Origin of the sequence: Streptosporangium sp. LJ11, assembly GCF_051918945.1 — a bacterium.
Lineage (GTDB): Bacteria > Actinomycetota > Actinomycetes > Streptosporangiales > Streptosporangiaceae > Streptosporangium.
Window position 1 is genome coordinate 234509 of the sequence record NZ_JBPXMB010000005.1, and the last position, 17267, is coordinate 251775.

A 17267-nucleotide genomic window follows, 5' to 3' on the forward strand; every position below is an offset into this window, starting at 1 on the left:
CGGCCAACCAGCCCAACCCGCCGAGCCCGCCCAACCGGGGGAGCACGTCGATCCGCCCGGTTCGCCGACCCGCCCGGCAACCCGCCGGTCCACCTGACCTCTCGCTCAGGAATGGAAGATCTGCTGGTAGAAGGCGAGCTCTGTGGCCAGGGCCGCGCTACGGGTCTCGGCGCGGCGGAAGCCGTGGGCCTCCCCCTCGAACGTGAGGTAGGTGCAGGGAACGCCGCGTTCGGCGAGCGCGTCGGCGAAGGCCTGTGACTGCGCCGGGGGGACCACCGGGTCGGACAGGCCCTGGAGGAGCAGCATGGGGCAGCTCACCCCCGCCACCCGGCCGAGGGGTTCGCGCGAGGCGTACAGGGCGGGGTCCTCCGGGCCGATCAGCCACTCGACGTAGCGCGACTCGAAGTCGTGGGTGGTCGCGCTGAAGTTGGCGAGCCCGCTCACGCCGTAGTAGGAGACGCCTCCGGCGAACGCGTCGGACGCGCAGCAGGCCGCCATGACCGTCCAGCCGCCCGCGCTACCGCCCCGGATCGCGATCCGCGCCGGGTCGCCCAGCCCTTCCGCGGCCAGCCACTCGGCCGCGGCGATCGCGTCCTCGACGTCGACCACGCCCCACTGACCGCGCAGCCGCTCGCGGTAGACGCGGCCGTAGCCGGTGGAGCCGCCGTAGTTGACGTCGAGCACGCCGATGCCCCTGCTGGTGAGGAACGTCTTCTCCATATCGAGCGCGCCGACGCTGTTCCCGGTCGGCCCGCCGTGCACGAACACGACGTACGGCGCGGGGCCCTCGCCGCGCGCCACGGGGTTGGACGGGGGGTAGAGGAACGCGTGCACCTCGCGCCCGAACCGGCTCTCGAACTCCACGGGCCTGGCGCGCGGCAGGTAGCCGGGGTCGGGCAGCTCGTTGACGTCCCGGCGGAGCTCCTCCACCCGTCCGGTCACGGTGTCGATCCGGACGATCGACCGGGGCAGCGCGGGGCCGTAACCGATCCCGACCACGGCGCGCCCGTCGGTGGCCAGCACCACCTCCCAGCCGTCGTAGGGCACGTCCAGGTCGCTCAGCACGCCACTGTCCGGGTCGAGGACCCCCAGTCGCAGGTCGCCCCGCCCGTGCAGGACCGCGAGGCTCCCGTCGTCCATCGGCGCGTACGGCACCGCGCCGAGCTGCCACAGCGGCCCCGCGAACTCCTGCTCCGCCGGGTGGAGCGCCTTCGCCGAGGCGCCGTGTATCCCGACCAGGTAGAGGTTCCACCAGCCCGACCAGTCGGAGACCAGATAGAGGTGCTGCTCGTCACGCCACCGCGGGGCGAGCACCGATTCCGAGACGCCGCCCTTGACCTTCCAGGACGTGCCGTCGGCGAGCCGGGAGATCCACAGCTCGGTGCCGTTCCACGGCATCCGGGGGTGGTCCCAGCAGACGAAGGCCAGGTGCTCGCCGTCGGGGGAGACGGCGGGGGAGGCGTAGAAGTCGTGCCCGCCGGCCCGCTCGCGCGGCTCGCCCTCGCCGGACAGCGGGATGGACACGATCGACCGGCTCACCCGGCCGCCGTCGTGGCGCTCCCTGACGCACCAGATCTGCCCGTCGTGAAGGACCAGGTCCGCGTAGCGCAGGGCCGTCGGCTCCTCGGGCTCCGGCGTGAGCGGCCTGGGCTCGCCACCGGTGGGCAGCAGGTAGAGGCGCTGGTCGACGAAGTTGGCGAACACCACGCCCTCGCCGGGCACCACCGCGTACGACCGCCCGCCGTACTCGTGGACCCTGGTCCTGGCGCTCCACGGTGCGCTCAGCAGCTCGCGCTGGGCACCGTCGGCGCTCCGGTGCACGATGGTGGTCCGCCCGCCCTCGGCGGGACGGTCCTCGGTCCACCAGACCTCCTCGCCGAGCACCGTCGGGTATCCGAGGCGCAGCCCGGAACGGGCCACGTCGGAGGTGGAGACCGGCGACGGCCAGGTGGCGTACGGCAGGACGACCTGCTCGGGGGACATGGCGCAATCCTGCCCGATAACCCGCCGCGTGTCGCCGGTATCACGCTCGCGTCACCCGAGATATGCCGCCGGTGAACCGTGCGAGCCGTGAGATCGGGGGGAATGATGAGGTGAGGGCCGTTGGTCCGGTCTCCGCCATAAGCCGCCCTGCGGATGTTTTCACCCGCCCGGCACGCGGAAGGGCGGCCACCGGATCCGGTGACCGCCCTTCGGCTGCCGTGCTTCTACGGTGCGGGGGTGGTGGGGGTTCCGAGGCCGCCCTCGACCGCCGTCGGCGAGTCGGGCCGGGCGATCGGCTTGGCCGCGGTCTTCCTGCTGCGCCGGCTCCGCCTCTCCAGCCAGGTGGCGACGGCGCCCACCATCACGTTGATGATGATGTAGATGATCGCGATGACGATCACGGCGGGAATGATGTTGTTGAAGTTGGAGGGCAGCACGCGCGCCCCCGCGTTCAGCAGGTCCTCGAACGACACGATGAAGCCCAAAGCGGTGTCCTTCAGGAGCACCACCAGCTGCGCCACGATCGCCGGCATCATGACCGTGACCGCCTGCGGCAGCAGGATCATCCGCATCACCTGGCCCGGACGCAGGCCGACCGCGAGCGCGGCCTCGCTCTGCCCCCGGGGGATGGACAGGATGCCCGCCCGCACGATCTCCGCCAGCACCGAGCCGTTGTACAGGACCAGGCCGATCACCACCGCCCAGAAGGGCGTCACGGTGAGCCCGAAGACCGCGCTCCCGCCGAACATCACCGCGAAGATCATGATCAGCAGTGGGATCGCCCGGAAGAACTCGACGACCGCACCCGAGGCGCGGCGGATCCAGGCGTTCGCCGAGAGCCGGCCGATGCCGAAGACGAACCCGAACGGCACCGCGATCAGCGCGGCCACCGCGGCGGCGCTGAGCGTGTTGACCAGGCCGGGCAGGATCAGGTTGACCCACACGTCGCCGCGCAGGAACGGCGTCCACAACTCGGCGCTGAGCTGGTTCTTCTCGCCGAGCTTGGTCACCATCACGTACACCGCGAACAGCACGGCGAGGATGACCAGCACGGTGAGCACGTTGTTGCGTATCCGGGCCTTGGGGCCGGGAATGTCGTACAGGACGCTGACGCGCTCGGAACTCTCGACGCGCCGCTTGCGCGCCGGAGGCCGCTCGGTGGTGACCGCGGTCATCGGACCACCGCCAGGCGCTTGGCCAGCCAGCCGAACAGCAGTCCGGTCGGCAGGGTCAGGATCAGGAAGCCCAGCGCGAACCCGGCGAAGATCTGGATGACCGCGTCGCCGTGCGCCTCGAACAGCGTCTTCATGGTCAGGGACGCCTCACCCACCCCGATGGCCGCGGCGATCGTGGTGTTCTTGGTCAACGCGATCAGGATGCTGCCCAGCGGGGCGATCACCGCGCGGAACGCCTGGGGCAGCACGATCAGCCTCAGGTTCTGGCCGAACGTGAGCCCGATGGCGCGGGCCGCCTCCGCCTGACCGACCGGGACCGTGTTGATCCCGGCCCGGATCGCCTCGCAGACGAACGCCGCCGTGTAGGCGGACAGGCCGATGATGGAGAGCCACAGGTAGTTGGTGGACAGGCTCTCGGAGAACGAGACGTCCAGGACGAGGCCGAGGCCCAGCCCGCAGAACACGATCACCAGGGTGAGCGGGGTGTTCCGCAGGACGTTCACGTAGGTCGTACCGATCCCGCGCAGGATCGGCAGCGGGCTGACCCGCATGCCCGCGAGGATCGTCCCGAGCACGAGCGCCACCAGCCCACTGGCGAGGGTGAGCCGGATGGTCAACCAGAAAGCGCCCAGAATGACCGGGAATTCATCGAAGAGTGCCTGCACTCATCCCTCCAGAGGTCACAGAGCCGGGGCGCTTGCACGCCCCGGCCGAGGTGTGACCGAATCAGTAGCGCTCGACAGTCGGCGGGGTGGTGAAGAACTTCCCGAACTCGCCGAAGTTGGCGTCGATGGCCTTCTTCCAGGCGCCGTCCTTGAACATCTTCTCGACGGCCGCGTTGACCTTCTCGCGGGTCTCCTTGTCCTCCAGCTTCAGGCCGATGCCGTACTTCTCCTCGGAGAAGGGCTTGCCGACGAGGCGGAACTTGCCGGGGGACTGGGTGGCGAAGCCGGCCAGGATCGTCGCGTCGGTGGAGATCGCGTCGACCTGCTTGTTCTCCAGCAGCGGCAGGCAGGCGCCGTAGCCCTGCTGCTCGGTGAGGAAGCCGCTCTTCCACTCGTCGCCGAACTTCTCGACAAGGCGGGCGGGCGAGGAGGAGCCCTGGGCGCCGCAGACCTTCTTGGTCTTGAGGTCCTCGACGCTGTTGATCGTGGTGTCGTCCGCCCGGGTCAGGATGTCCTGGCCGGTGACCAGGTACGGGCCGGCGAAGGAGACCTTCTTCTTGCGGTCGTCGGTGATCGAGTAGGTCGCGATCACGGCGTTGACCTGGCCCTGCTGGATGAAAGATTCGCGGTTGGCCGAGATGGCCTCCTTGAACTCAATCTTGTCGTCCGTGTAGCCGAGCTCCTTGGCGACATACCGGGCAACGTCGACGTCGAATCCCTTGAAGGAGCCGTCGGGCTGCTTCTGCCCGAGACCGGGCTGGTCGACCTTGATGCCCACGACGAACTTGTCGCTTCCGCCGCCGGCGTCGTCGCCGCACGCGGTCAGACCGGCCATCGCCGCCGCGGCTGCGATCACCACGGCTCCAATACGACGTACACGCATTCTTGCTACCTCGTCTTTCATCAGGGACATATCAGGGATGAGCAGAGCCGTCAGTGAGTGAGGATCTTGGAGAGGAAGTCCTTGGCCCGGCCGGTCCTGGCGTTGGTGAAGAACTCCTCGGGGGTGTTCTCCTCCACGATCTGGCCCTCGGCCATGAACACCACGCGGTTCGCCGCGCGGCGGGCGAAGCCCATCTCGTGGGTGACGACCATCATCGTCATGCCCTCCTGGGCGAGGCCGATCATGACGTCGAGCACCTCCTGGACCATCTCCGGGTCGAGCGCCGAGGTCGGCTCGTCGAACAGGATCATCTTGGGGTCCATGGCCAGGGCGCGGGCGATCGCCACGCGCTGCTGCTGGCCTCCCGAGAGCTGCGCGGGGTACTTCGACGCCTGGGCGCCGATGCCGACCCGCTCCAGCAACTCCATGCCCCGCCGCTCCGCTTCGGCCTTCGCGATGCCGCGAACCTTGATCGGCCCGAGGGTGACGTTCTCGAGGATCGTCTTGTGCGCGAACAGGTTGAAGGACTGGAAAACCATCCCGACCTCGGACCTGAGCTTGGCCAGGGTCTTGCCCTCGACCGCGAGCGGCTGCCCGTCGAAGGTGATGGTTCCCTCGTCGATCGCCTCCAGCCGGTTGATCGTCCGGCAGAGGGTCGACTTGCCGCCGCCCGACGGGCCGATGACGACGAGGACCTCGCCGCGGGAGATCGTCAGATTGATGTCCCGAAGGACGTGCAGGCTGCCGAAGTGCTTGTTGACGCCTTCGAGCACGACCAGAGGAGTCTTGTCCCCGTTCTCCGTCATGGTGGACAACGTAATTCTGTAAAGGGCACCTGGGGCTAACCCTGCGGTACCGATCAGATCACGGCCTGCTCACGCCTTGATCATCGGACCCTGCCCAGCGTAGCCGGGTCGAGGGTGAGTTTGAAGGGTTCTGTCAGTTCCACGGTCGTCCCGGCGGAGACGCGGTGGATGAGCTGGTACTCGCCGTTCTCGTCGAGCGCGTGCGTGAAGATCACCGGGAGCTCGTCGGATCCCTGCCCTCGGAATGACTTCATCTCGACCCGCCAGAAGTAGGGAATGCCCGCCTCTGCGTATTTCGCGTGCTTGATGATCCGATCCGTGGCCGTGGTGGACCTGGAGACTATCTCCACCACCAGGTGGACCCACTCGGGCTGTGCGACCTCCGCGCCCTCTTCGAAAGGCGCCGCCTCCACCACCATCAGATCGGGAATGACGCCGGGCTTGCGATCCAGGAGAAGGCCTGTCGCGGTAACGGGGATCAAATCCTCCGGCGTCACCGTCTCCAGATAGGTCTGGAGACGGTCTCCGATGCGCTGGTGTCTGAATGGTGGGGCGGGGGACACGATGAGGCTCCCGTCGATGAGCTCGTAGCGACCGCCGTCGTCTCGCGAGTTGAGCTCGGACCATTCGTCGAGGCTGAGTTCGCCGGGAGTCTCCCAGAAGGCCGTCTTCGGCGCCGCTGTTTTCTTGCGGGGCTTCTTGGAGGGCTTTTTGACGGGCTTCTTGGCCTTCACCGGGGCCTCCGAGGTCTGCACGAGCATCGCCACCGTGGCTCACCACTCTCAGCTGTCGGTCGAGTCCTAATTCTCGCATGCGGCTTTGGAGCCCCAGCTTAGCGAGAGGATTGACGCTGCGTGATCAATCGATTACCTGGAGTTCGACGGGTTGGGGGCGTACCTGAAGGTTCGGCGGAGCGCCTACCCTTGTCGTGAGATGACTGCCACCGTGGAGAGCGCCCGCACGTACGAGGTCCGTACCTATGGGTGCCAGATGAACGTGCACGACTCCGAGCGCCTGTCGGGCCTCCTGGAGGACGCCGGATACGTCCCGGCCGTCCAGGGGGAGACGGCCGACGTGGTCGTGTTCAACACCTGTGCCGTACGGGAGAACGCCGACAACAAGCTCTACGGCAACCTCGGCCACCTGCGCCCCTCGAAGGTGGGCAACCCCGGCATGCAGATCGCCGTGGGCGGCTGCCTGGCGCAGAAGGACCAGGGGGAGATCGTCCGCAGGGCGCCGTGGGTGGACGTGGTGTTCGGCACCCACAACATCGGCTCGCTGCCGGTGCTGCTGGAGCGGGCGCGCGTCCAGCAGGAGGCCCAGGTCGAGATCAAGGAATCCCTGGAGACCTTCCCGAGCACGCTGCCGACCAAGCGCGAGTCCGCCTACGCCGCCTGGGTGTCGGTCTCCGTGGGGTGCAACAACACCTGCACGTTCTGCATCGTGCCCGCCCTGCGCGGCAAGGAGAAGGACCGCCGCCCCGGCGACGTTCTCAACGAGGTGCGCACCCTGGTCGACCAGGGCGTGCTGGAGATCACCCTCCTCGGCCAGAACGTCAACACGTACGGCGTGGAGTTCGGCGACCGGCTGGCCTTCGGCAAGCTGCTGCGGGCCTGCGGCGACGTCGAGGGCCTGGAGCGGGTCCGCTTCACCAGCCCGCACCCGGCGGCGTTCACCGACGACGTCATCGCGGCGATGGCCGAGACGCCCAACGTGATGCACCAGCTCCACATGCCGCTGCAGTCGGGCTCGGACCGGGTCCTCAAGGCCATGCGCCGCTCCTACCGGGCCGAGCGCTACCTGGGCATCATCGAGCGGGTCCGCGCGGCCATGCCCGACGCGGCGATCTCCACCGACATCATCGTGGGCTTCCCCGGCGAGACCGAGGAGGACTTCCAGGCCACCCTCGACGTGGTGCGCGAGTCGCGGTTCGCCAACGCCTTCACGTTCCAGTACTCCATCCGGCCCGGTACGCCCGCCGCCACCATGGACCACCAGGTTCCCAAGGAGGTCGTGCAGGAGCGCTACGAGCGGCTCGTCGCCCTGCAGACCGAGATCTCCTGGGCGGAGAACAAGAAGCAGGTCGGCCGGACGCTCGAGGTGCTGGTCGCCGAGGGCGAGGGCCGCAAGGACGAGGCGACCCACCGCATGTCCGGGCGGGCCCCCGACAACCGCCTGGTGCACTTCGCCCCCGGTGCCGAGACCCCGCGTCCGGGTGACGTGGTGAGTGCCGAGGTCACGTACGCGGCACCGCACCACCTGGTCGCCGACGGCCCCGCGCTGAGGCTCCGCCGTACCCGCGCGGGCGACGCCTGGGAGGCCCGCCAGGGCGCCCCGGCCGGAGCCGGTTCCGGGGTCATGCTGGGCATGCCCTCGATCGGCCGTCCCGCCCCGCTCCCGGAGACCTCGGGCTGCTCCGTCTCCTGAGGTTCCGTCCTTCGGGTGCCGCGCCGGAAGCACCTCTCCCGGTTTCTCCCTTCGGGCGAGGTCTTCCGGCGTCTTTTTCGAAGGCGCTCCTCCGCATGGCGCGGGCCCATGATCGAATCATCGGAATCCCCGGCGGCGACGGCGATTCCGGCGACACCGCCGTCCCTGCCAGGGGGTATGCGCACGGGGTTGCCGCGGCTTCCTCAAAGAATGATATTTCGTGATTCGCCTGTGATTGATGTGCGAGCATTTCCCTCCTGTGACTACTGTGGTTCGGCACCCTCGGAAGCCGTGGAGGTTTCCCCCCGAGAGCCGCAGGGAGTTCTTCCTCATGCACGTCCCTCCATCCCCGGGCAGTCCCGGAGAGCCAGAGATCCTCGTCGGCCCCGCCGATGGGCCCAAGAAGCCTCGCAAGCGCAAGCCCCAGCGGATGAACGGCCTGGCCATAGCCGTCTTCTCCGTCCTCGCCGCCGCCCTCCTGGGCGGGGGCGCCGTCTTCGCCTTCATGAACGCCGGGGGCGACGGCCCCCGGGTGCCGCCGGCGCCGGACAGCGCCCAGGAGGCGTCCCAGGAGCCCGCACCGGACCAGAGCCCGCCGCAGGCCACGAAGCAGAAGCCGGAGAAGGAGGCGGACGCCGCCTCCGGAGCCGGTGACACGTCCACCGGAGGCGGCGACACCGACTCCGACTCCGACTCCGGTGCCGGTGCAGGTGCCGGCGGGGCGGACGAGAGCGATCCCGGAGCCGAGTCGGCCGCCGGGAAGCCCTCGAAGGACGAACCGTCGAAGCAGCCGCAGAGCAGTCAGCGGCCGCAGGACTCCGGCACCGACGACCCCGCCGGCTACGTACATCCCCAGGGGCCCGTCGGCGGCTACTGACCGGGATCGGAAAGCCGGACGTCTCCGGTCCGCCGGACCCGTTCGGCGCGCGGGGCACGGTGAGTGGATCACCGTGCCCCGCCGCGTTCCGGTACCCCGCAAGCCGTTGTCCCGCACGGCCGTTCTCGCTGTGAGCCGCGAGACGGCGGGGCGGTTCCCGGAGAGGGCTCCGCCGGCAGGGCTCCGTTAGTCTGGCGAGGTGCTTGTCGCCGCGGCCGTGTGCCCGCATCCCCCGCTGCTGGTCCCCGAGCTGGCCGGGACCGCGGCCGCAGAGCTCGACGACCTCAGGGCGGCCTGCGCGGCCGCGATCGGGGCGTTGCGCGACGCCGACGAGATCGTGGTGGTGGGAGGCGCGGACCGGACCGCGGCGTACGGCGCGGACGCCGCCGGGAGCCTCGCGCCCTGGGGTGTCGACGTCCGGAGCGGCGAGGGGGAGCCCGTCCTGCCGCTGTCCCTGACGATCGGCCGCCGGCTCCTCGAAGGAGAGCACCTGACGGCCTCGGGATTCCACGCGATCTCCTTCGACGCGGCTCCGGGGGAGTGCGCGGCTTTGGGGGAGCGGCTGGCGGCCACGGCCGGTCGCGTGGCGATGCTCGTCATGGCCGACGGCTCGGCCCGCCTCACCGAGAAGTCCCCCGGATACCTGGACCCTCGCGCGAAACCGTACGACAGGACGATCGTCGAGGCGCTCGCCCGCGGCGAGGTCCCGGCGCTCGACCCCGGCGAGGCCGCCGAGCTGTGGGTCGCGGGTCGCGCGGCCCTGCAGGTCCTCGGCGGGTGCGGGAGCGCCCTGCGCGGTGAGATCCTCTACGACGGAGCGCCCTACGGCGTCGGCTACTTCGCCGCCCGCTGGACGGAGTGACCCCGCCCGCAGTGGTTACGGTGGCGGGAGAGGACGGTGCCCGGGGCGCCGGGGACGACGAGTTCGCGAAGGGGGCACGAGGCCGATGGCGGGGAGCGTGGCGTTCGGGAGCGTTCCGACACCGCTGGGGGACATGGCCGTCGCTGTGACCGAGGACGGTGTGGCGAGTGTGGGCTGGGAGGAGCCGTCCCGGTTCAGGGCCCGCCTGCTCGAACGGCTGGGGCTGGAGGAGGCGGACGACCCAGGCATGACGGCGGCCGTGCTCGGCGAGCTGGGCGACTACTACGCGGGCAGGCTGAGGGTCTTCGGGGTTCCGGTGGACTGGCGGCTGACCTCGCCGGTGCAGCGCAGGGTGCTCGGCACGCTCTACGAGACGGTTCCGTACGGCAAGGTGGTGACCTACGGGGAGCTGGCGGCCCGCAGCGGGACGGGTGTGCCGGCGCGGGCCATCGGGTCGATCATGGGAGCCAACCCGGTCCCCGTCATCGTGCCGTGCCACCGGGTGGTCGCCGGGAACGGGCTCGGCGGGTTCAGCGGAGGCGACGGCGTGGAGTCGAAGCGCCGGCTGCTCACCCTGGAGGGCTACCTGCAGCCGATGCTCGACTGGGACTGACCGGGACCGGGGCCGGGACCTGTGATCGGCCTCGCCGGCCGCCTAAGGCCCGTAGGGCGGCGGCGTGGTGCCGGGCTGGCCGGGACCGGACGTGTCGTCGTCGCGTCCGGTAGGCGTGGCGCGGCCGGGCGCGGGCGTGGTGCCGGGCCGGCCGGGATCCGATGTGCCGTCGTCGCGTCCGGTAGGCGTGGCGCGGCCGGGTTCGGGTGTCGTGCCGGGCCGGCCGGGACCGGACGTGCTGTCGTCCCGCCCGGGCGCGGGTGTCGTGCCCGGGGGTCTGGTGTCCGGTTCGTTGATCTTGTCGGCCATCTTCCTGGCCTTCTGCGCGGCGGTGTCGATGCGCCGGGCGTGTTTTCCGCCCAGCTTCTCCTTGGCGATCCGTTCCGCCTTGTCGATGCCCTGTTTGGCGAGTTCTTCGGTCTTGGCGCCGCCGCCCAGCATGTGCTTGACCTTGTCGAGGATCGACATGGTGAATCCCCCAATTCCGATGCGAGGACGCATCGTTTCTCATCCATACCCGGGGAGTTGGCAGACTTACCCCGTGCCTCAGCTACCCGTCATCGCCGTCGTCGGCCCGACCGCGGCCGGAAAGTCCGACCTGGCCGTGGATCTCGCCCTCGAACTGGGGGGCGAGGTGATCAATACCGACTCCATGCAGCTTTACCAAGGAATGGACATCGGGACGGCGAAACTCTCCGTGGCGGAGCGCAGGGGGGTGCCTCACCACCTGCTGGACATCTGGGACGTGACCAGGGCGGCCAGCGTGGCCGAGTACCAGTCGCTGGCCCGGCCGATCATCGACGGCCTGCGGGCCAAGGGGATCGTGCCGGTCCTGGTGGGCGGATCCGGGCTGTACGTGCGGGCCGCCCTGGACGACCTGGAGTTCCCCGGAACCGACCCGGAGGTCCGCGCCCGGCTGGAGGCCGAACTCGACCTGCGCGGCCCCGGCCCGCTGTACGAGCGGCTCCGCGAGCGCGACCCGAAGGCCGCCGAGACCATCCTCCCGGGCAACGGGCGCAGGATCGTCCGGGCCCTGGAGGTCATCGAGATCTCCGGCCGGCCGTTCTCGGCCACGATGCCGTCGTACGACGCCGTCTACGACAGCGTCCAGCTGGGGGTGGAGGTGCCCAGGGAGGTGCTGGACGCCCGGGTCGAGGCACGGGTCGAGCACATGTGGCGGGCCGGGCTGGTGGACGAGGTCAGGGAACTGGCCGCGCGCGGGCTCGCCGGAGGCCGTACGGCCAGCCGCGCCCTCGGGTACGCGCAGGTGCTGAGATTCCTCGGCGGTGAGTGCACCGAGGAGGAGGCGAAGCAGGAGACGGTACGGGCGACGCGCAGGTTCGTCCGCCGTCAGGAGTCGTGGTTCCGCCGCGATCCCCGCGTGGTCTGGCTGCCCCAGCGGGAACCGGACCTCCTGGGCCGCGCGCTCGCCGCGATCCGCGGTTGACCGCTCCCCGGACCGGAGACCGGCCGGGGCGGGGCGGCGGGGGCGGACGCGTGCCTGGATAGAGTTGGTCACATGCGATTCGCGAAGGGACACAGCACCGAGAACGACTTCGTCATCCTCCCCGACCCGGACGGTGAGCTGGAGTTGCCCGCGACGCTCGTGGTGGCGTTGTGCGACCGGCGCGCGGGGATCGGCGCGGACGGCGTGCTGCGCGTGACGCGGACGAAGCTCTGCCCGGAGGTGTCCGGCCAGGCGGGCGAGGCCGAGTGGTTCATGGACTACCGCAACGCCGACGGCGGCGTCGCCGAGATGTGCGGCAACGGGGTGCGGCTCTTCGCCCGCTACCTGGTCGACACGGGTCTCGCCGCGCCGGGGGAGTTCGGCGTCGCGACCAGGGGGGGCGTCAAGCGGGTGCGGCTCGCGGAGACGGGTGACGTGACCGTCGACATGGGCCCGCCCCGGGTGCTGGGGTCGAGCCGCGCGACCGTCGCGGGCCACGAGTACGAGGGTCTCCACGTCGACATGGGCAACCCCCACCTGGCCTGCGTCACCGGCGACCCGGTGGCCCAGCTCGACCTGAGCCACCAGCCCGCGTTCGACCCCGAGGTGTTCCCCGCCGGGGTCAACATCGAGCTGCTCAATCCGGTGGGCGCGCGCCGGGTCGTCATGCGGGTCTTCGAGCGCGGCTCGGGCGAGACCAGGTCCTGCGGCACCGGCGCCGTCGCCTCGGCCGTGGCCGCCGCGCGGCTGGCCGGTGAGACCAGCGGCACCTGGGCGGTGGAGGTGCTCGGCGGCACCGTCACCGTCACCCTCGACGAGCGCACCAGCTACCTGGCGGGTCCCGCCGTCCTCGTCGCGTCCGGTGAGGTCACGCTCTGAGGCGTGCGCGCCACCTGCCGCTTCGCCCTGGTGTTCGCCAAGCCGTTTGGGGCATGCTCGCCGACCTGGCAGACTGACGTCTCATGGACGTGGACATCTGGGCCTGGGTGGGCGACACCCAGCGGCAACTGCATGAAGCAGGTAACACCGGTCTGGCTATGGCGATCGGAGACGTGCCCGCGCAGGCGCTGGAAGGCCGATACGCGCAGCTCGACGTGCTCGCGCCCGCCATCGCGCAGCAGGCGGAGAACCTGCGGCTGCCCTGGCTGGAGTTCTACGCCCGCTACTGGCACCTGGTCGGCCGCGTCGGCAACCGCGCGCAGGGGACGGTCGCGATCGCCGACGCCGAGACACTGGTGGAGTTCACCAAGCGGGAGGACGTGCGAGAGTGCCCGGCCGTGCCCGGTGCCGTCGTGGCGCTGGCCATCGCGCAGGCGAACGCCGACGGTCCCGGTTACGCCGCCGAGCGGCTGGCCGCGCTCTCGGCGCTGGACGTCGAGCCGGACTCGCTGGCCTTCGCCTCCGTCGCCGAGCACTACGTCGCGGCGCTGGTCGACGCGGGCCGTGTCGACGAGGCGATCTCGCACGCCGAGACCGCGGTGGCGGCGCTGGGCGGCGCGGGCCGCGAGGCGAGCTGGGAGCTGGGGGCCGCCTCGGCCCGCGCGCTGCTGGCCGCCGGCCGCGCCGAGGACGCGCTCACCGCGCTCGACGCCGCGACCGGTTTCAAGCCCGACGACCCGGTGGCCAAGGAGCACCGCGAGGGAGTGCTCCGCGCGCTCGTGCTCGCCACCCTCGACCGGGTGCAGGAGTCCGTCGACGCCCTGCCCGACCTCGACGTGGTGGGCGACCACCCCCGCGTCTGGGTGGAGTGGTCGTACGCCGTCCGCGCGCTCGCCGGAACGGCGCAGATCACCAACACCTGGCAGCTGGGCCGGGTGCTCAAGCAGTGGATCGACTACTTCGCCATGATGGGCGGCTACCGCGCCCGGGTCGAGCTGTCGCTCGTCGCAGGGCACCTGGCGGTCGCACGCCAGGGACTCTGGCAGGCGCGCCTCCTGGCCGACCTCGCGGAGTCGGCGGCCGGCGAGCTCAGGAACCCCGGCGACATCGCCGAGCGGGTCGCCGAGCTGCGCACCGCCGCGGACGAGGCCACCCCGCTTCCGGCTCCGGGCCCCGAGGCCGAGCTGGTCGGTTCCTTCGACGCCGCCGACGGCTTCAACGCCGACCCGGAGCGCTGGGTGGGCTGGCTGACCCCGCTGTCCGGCCGTGACGTGGAGGCCACCCGGCGCCACACCACCACGCTGGGCTTCCTCGGTTACCCGGCCAGGGGCGCCGACATCTACTGGACCATGCTGGTCGAGTCCGGCGACATCGAGAACGCCGACCCGCAGGACGCCGCGTACCTCAGTGGCCTGCTGATTGAGGCGCGTCAGGACGAGCGCCTGGAGCAGATGGCCGAGCGGCTGCCCGACGTGCAGCGCCACCTCGCCCTGGGCCGCCTGTACACCGCGCGGGAGCGCTGGGAGCAGGCGGCGGCCGAGGGCGAGGCGGCGTTCGCCGCGGGCGGCGGCATCGAGGCGGCCCGCCTGTGGTCGGCCGCGGTGCAGCAGCTCGGCGACAACGCCAAGGGTGCGGGCATCCTGCGCGACCTCCTCGACTCCGGGGAGATCGAGCAGCAGGACGTCTGGCGGATGGTCGTCATGGCGACGGCCGCCGAAGACTGGGAGACCGTCCGTCTGGGCGCCGCCAAGATCGGGATGCCGCTGCAGTCGAGCGAGGGGCCGATCGAGGAGGAGATGGGCCTGGTGCGCATCATCCTTCCCGCCCCCGACGGCAGCCAGCGCCAGGTCCTGAGCGTGCGCACCGGCCCCGCGACGGCGCGCCTGGCCATCCCCCAGCCTCCCGGCATGGAGTACAACGCGGGTGACCTGGTCGTCTTCGAGCCGCAGCTGCTCGAGCCGATCCCGGAGAGCGCCGAGGAGCAGGAGAACTTCGTCCCGCCCTTCGCCGCGGTCAGCATGCTCCGTCCGGGCGGCTACACCAGCTGGTTCTTCGACGGCGCCGCTCCCAGTCAGGCCGACTGGACGGAGTTCAACGACGTCATGGCCGAGCGTGGCTGGCCGATGTGGGTCTACAGCGACGACAACTACACCGTGAACCACCCGACCTCGGGCGAGCCGCTGCCCGGAGTGTTCGGCTGGATCGCGGTCCCGCCGGACGTCAGCCCGGTCGAGCTCGACGCGCTTCTGGACGACGCCACCGAGCGCTGGGTGCACCCGCTGGCCTGGCTCGACCTGGCCAAGGCCGTCGACGTCGAGGTGGAGCGGCACGAGAGGATCACCAAGGAGTACGGCCTGTAGGACGGCTCGCCACGGCCGCGCCCGGCGGCCCGTGGCGTCGTCCGGTCTCCGAAAGGGGGAGGCGGCTCCTCCCTGACCACCTCGGAGCCCGGGAAGCCGTACCGTCCGGACCGCTCGGACCATCGGCTGCACAGGACAACGCGTCGCCCGTGAGGAGACTCCTCACGGGCGATTCTCGTCGTGGTCACTAGAATCTCATTCGGCGCATTGGGCGGACGAAGGAGAATCCGGATGCTGGAACGGTTCCGGCTGGACGGCAAGGTCGCGATCGTCACCGGGGCGTCCTCCGGACTGGGGGTCGCGTTCGCGAGGGGCCTGGCCGAGGCGGGCGCGGACATCGTGATCGGTGCCCGCAGGAAGGACCGCCTTGAGGAGACCCGCACCCTGGTCGAGGAGACCGGCAGGCGATGTGTGGCCCTCGTCACCGACGTGACCAGGCCGGAGGACTGCCAGGCGCTGGCCGAGGCGGCGGTGGCCGAGCTGGGCGCGGTGGACGTCCTGATCAACAACGCGGGTGTGGGCTCGGCGGTCCCGGCGCTGAAGGAGACGCCCGAGCAGTTCCGGCAGGTCGTGGACGTCAACCTGCACGGCACCTACTGGATGGCGCAGGCCTGCGCCAGGCTCATGCGGCCGGGCTCCTCGATCGTCAACGTCGGGAGCATCCTGGGCGAGACGACCGCCGGGCTGCCGCAGGCCGCCTACAGCGCCTCCAAGGCGGGGGTCGTCGGCCTCACGCGCGATCTCGCCCAGCAGTGGACGGGACGGCGCGGCATCCGGGTCAACTGCCTTGAGCCGGGTTTCTTCGCCTCGGAGATGACCGACCAGTACGCCGAGGGCTATCTGACCTGGCACCTTGAGCACCGGGTGCTGATGAAGCGCCCCGGCGATCCGGCCGAGCTCGTCGCCGCCGCGATCTTCCTCGCCTCGGACGCCGCCTCGTACGTCACCGGTGCGGTGATCCCGGTCGACGGCGGGATCCTGATCACCTGATCTCCGGGGGTGGTCACCTGGTCCGGTGATCGTGGCGCGCATGTGAGGGTATTTGCGCAGGTCATATGAGGGATGTCGTTAAGGCGTGGATTGATGCGCCGGAAATTCTCGCGTCCCCCCAAAGACTGCTTGAGGCTTTTAAGATTGAGGACGTTATCTGAGGTAATTTGCCGCTTCAGAGAGTGATGCACGTGAGAGGTGGCATGGTGCGGACTGCGCTGGTACGAGGTGTGGTCGTCGCGACGATCGCGTTCACGGTGGCGGGCTGCGGCCCGGTGCCGGGCGGAGGTGTGGACGACGGGGCGCAGTCCTCCGGCGGGGGGAAATCCGCGTCCGAGGCGCTCAAGGATCTGAAGAAATTGCAGGTCAAGGGGCGCGCCTCGATGACCGGGTTCGACCGCGACGAATTCGGTTCCGCGTGGTCGGACGTCGACGGGAACGGCTGTGACACCCGCAACGACATTCTCATTCGCGACCTGAAGGAAGAGGTCTTCAAGAAGGGCGAGGACGGCTGCGTCGTGCAGTCCGGAATTCTCGAGGATCCGTACAGCGGCAAGACCATCAAGTTCGAGCGCGGGACGCGGACCAGCATGGCGGTGCAGATCGACCACGTGGTCGCGCTCGCCGACGCCTGGCAGAAGGGCGCCCAGCAGTTGTCCGAGTCCAAGCGGAAGGAACTCGCCAACGACCCGCTGAACCTGCTGGCCGTGGACGGGCCGCTGAACAGCCAGAAGGGCGCCGGAGACGCGGCGACCTGGCTGCCGCCGCGCCGCGCCTACCGGTGCCCCTACGTCGAGCGCCAGATCAGGGTGAAGGTCAGATACGACCTGTGGGTGACGTCCGGCGAGAAGGACGCCATGGAGTCCGTCCTCAAGTCCTGCTGATCAGTCGTCGTAGTCGCGCTTCAACTTGATGATCTTTCCGGTCTTCGCCGACACGTAGACGTCGTACTCCCAGGCGCCTCTGTGCAGCTCGACCTTCCAGGCCCGCCGGCCGTGCTCCCACTCGCGCTCGACCTTGCTGACGCGCGCGCCGGGAACGCGCTTCTTGGCGATCTGCACGGCCTCGCGGGAGGAGATGCCCGCCGAGGTGGTGACCGGTGCGGCGGCCGTGCCCGTGGCGCCGGTCACGGTCGCACCGGTCGCACCGGTCGCACCGGTCGTACCGGTGCCGGCCGCGGTGGCGGTGATCGCCGCGCTGTCCGTCTGCGCGGCGAGAGCGATGCCGCCTCCACCGGTCAGGAGGGCGGCGGCGAGGGTTCCGACAGTAATCCTGGCAATTCGTGTCATATGCCAAGATT

17 protein-coding genes are annotated in these 17267 nt (G+C 70.3%); 9 read left to right on the forward strand and 8 right to left on the reverse strand.

Annotation, left to right across the window (positions count from 1 at the left end):
• Positions 1 to 105: 105 nt before the first annotated feature.
• The 6 genes from ACTOQ3_RS10050 to ACTOQ3_RS10075 all read right to left on the reverse strand — a co-directional run bounded on the left by ACTOQ3_RS10050 (position 106) and on the right by ACTOQ3_RS10075 (position 6273).
• The gene (locus tag ACTOQ3_RS10050) at positions 106 to 1983 is read right to left on the reverse strand and encodes a S9 family peptidase (RefSeq protein WP_440083072.1); all 1878 of its coding nucleotides are present in this window, start codon (positions 1981 to 1983) and stop codon (positions 106 to 108) included.
• Between the two features lie 224 nt (positions 1984 to 2207).
• Positions 2208 to 3158 (reverse strand): amino acid ABC transporter permease, encoded by a 951-nt coding sequence (locus ACTOQ3_RS10055; protein ID WP_440083073.1) that lies wholly within the window; start codon positions 3156 to 3158, stop codon positions 2208 to 2210.
• A complete protein-coding gene (locus tag ACTOQ3_RS10060; protein ID WP_344749856.1) occupies positions 3155 to 3823 on the reverse strand; it encodes an amino acid ABC transporter permease in 669 nt (222 codons plus the stop codon). Before ACTOQ3_RS10060 ends, ACTOQ3_RS10055 begins: the two co-directional genes overlap by 4 nt.
• Positions 3824 to 3884: 61 nt before the next feature.
• Entirely contained in the window at positions 3885 to 4706 is an 822-nt protein-coding gene (locus tag ACTOQ3_RS10065; RefSeq protein ID WP_440083074.1) for a glutamate ABC transporter substrate-binding protein, read from the reverse strand.
• A 50-nt stretch (positions 4707 to 4756) separates the two neighbouring features.
• A complete protein-coding gene (locus ACTOQ3_RS10070; RefSeq protein WP_440083075.1) occupies positions 4757 to 5512 on the reverse strand; it encodes an amino acid ABC transporter ATP-binding protein in 756 nt (251 codons plus the stop codon).
• A gap of 80 nt (positions 5513 to 5592) precedes the next feature.
• Positions 5593 to 6273 carry a Uma2 family endonuclease gene (locus ACTOQ3_RS10075; protein ID WP_440083178.1) on the reverse strand — a complete coding sequence of 227 codons (681 nt, stop codon included), beginning with the start codon at positions 6271 to 6273 and terminating at the stop codon, positions 5593 to 5595.
• A 172-nt stretch (positions 6274 to 6445) separates the two neighbouring features.
• On the opposite strand from ACTOQ3_RS10075, the gene miaB reads away from it, so the two are divergent.
• The 4 genes from miaB (at position 6446) to ACTOQ3_RS10095 (ending at position 10291) form a co-directional block, all read left to right on the forward strand.
• Entirely contained in the window at positions 6446 to 7939 is a 1494-nt protein-coding gene (miaB, locus tag ACTOQ3_RS10080; protein ID WP_440083076.1) for a tRNA (N6-isopentenyl adenosine(37)-C2)-methylthiotransferase MiaB, read from the forward strand.
• Between the two features lie 331 nt (positions 7940 to 8270).
• Positions 8271 to 8816 (forward strand): hypothetical protein, encoded by a 546-nt coding sequence (locus ACTOQ3_RS10085; RefSeq protein WP_440083077.1) that lies wholly within the window; start codon positions 8271 to 8273, stop codon positions 8814 to 8816.
• Positions 8817 to 9015: 199 nt separating this feature from the next.
• Positions 9016 to 9678 (forward strand): hypothetical protein, encoded by a 663-nt coding sequence (locus ACTOQ3_RS10090; protein WP_440083078.1) that lies wholly within the window; start codon positions 9016 to 9018, stop codon positions 9676 to 9678.
• A gap of 133 nt (positions 9679 to 9811) precedes the next feature.
• Positions 9812 to 10291, forward strand: coding sequence for a methylated-DNA--[protein]-cysteine S-methyltransferase (locus ACTOQ3_RS10095; protein ID WP_440083079.1), 480 nt, complete (start codon positions 9812 to 9814; stop codon positions 10289 to 10291).
• A gap of 42 nt (positions 10292 to 10333) precedes the next feature.
• On the opposite strand, the gene ACTOQ3_RS10100 is transcribed toward ACTOQ3_RS10095, so the two are convergent.
• On the reverse strand, positions 10334 to 10759 hold the full coding sequence (locus tag ACTOQ3_RS10100) for an Rv0909 family putative TA system antitoxin (RefSeq protein ID WP_440083080.1): 426 nt from the start codon (positions 10757 to 10759) through the stop codon (positions 10334 to 10336).
• Positions 10760 to 10832: 73 nt separating this feature from the next.
• Between ACTOQ3_RS10100 and miaA the strand changes: the two genes are divergently transcribed.
• From miaA to ACTOQ3_RS10125, 5 genes are all read left to right on the forward strand, one after another.
• Positions 10833 to 11738 carry a tRNA (adenosine(37)-N6)-dimethylallyltransferase MiaA gene (miaA, locus tag ACTOQ3_RS10105; protein WP_440083081.1) on the forward strand — a complete coding sequence of 302 codons (906 nt, stop codon included), beginning with the start codon at positions 10833 to 10835 and terminating at the stop codon, positions 11736 to 11738.
• Between the two features lie 72 nt (positions 11739 to 11810).
• Positions 11811 to 12617, forward strand: coding sequence for a diaminopimelate epimerase (dapF, locus tag ACTOQ3_RS10110; protein WP_440083082.1), 807 nt, complete (start codon positions 11811 to 11813; stop codon positions 12615 to 12617).
• Between the two features lie 83 nt (positions 12618 to 12700).
• Complete coding sequence (locus ACTOQ3_RS10115) at positions 12701 to 14977, forward strand: tetratricopeptide repeat protein (RefSeq protein WP_440083083.1); 2277 nt, start codon at positions 12701 to 12703, stop codon at positions 14975 to 14977.
• A gap of 231 nt (positions 14978 to 15208) precedes the next feature.
• Entirely contained in the window at positions 15209 to 15967 is a 759-nt protein-coding gene (locus ACTOQ3_RS10120) for an SDR family NAD(P)-dependent oxidoreductase (protein ID WP_440083084.1), read from the forward strand.
• A gap of 203 nt (positions 15968 to 16170) precedes the next feature.
• The gene (locus ACTOQ3_RS10125; protein ID WP_440083085.1) at positions 16171 to 16851 is read left to right on the forward strand and encodes an HNH endonuclease family protein; all 681 of its coding nucleotides are present in this window, start codon (positions 16171 to 16173) and stop codon (positions 16849 to 16851) included.
• Here ACTOQ3_RS10125 and ACTOQ3_RS10130 read toward each other — a convergent pair whose 3' ends face one another.
• The gene (locus ACTOQ3_RS10130; protein ID WP_440083086.1) at positions 16852 to 17256 is read right to left on the reverse strand and encodes a PepSY domain-containing protein; all 405 of its coding nucleotides are present in this window, start codon (positions 17254 to 17256) and stop codon (positions 16852 to 16854) included.
• Between the last annotated feature and the right edge of the window lie 11 nt (positions 17257 to 17267).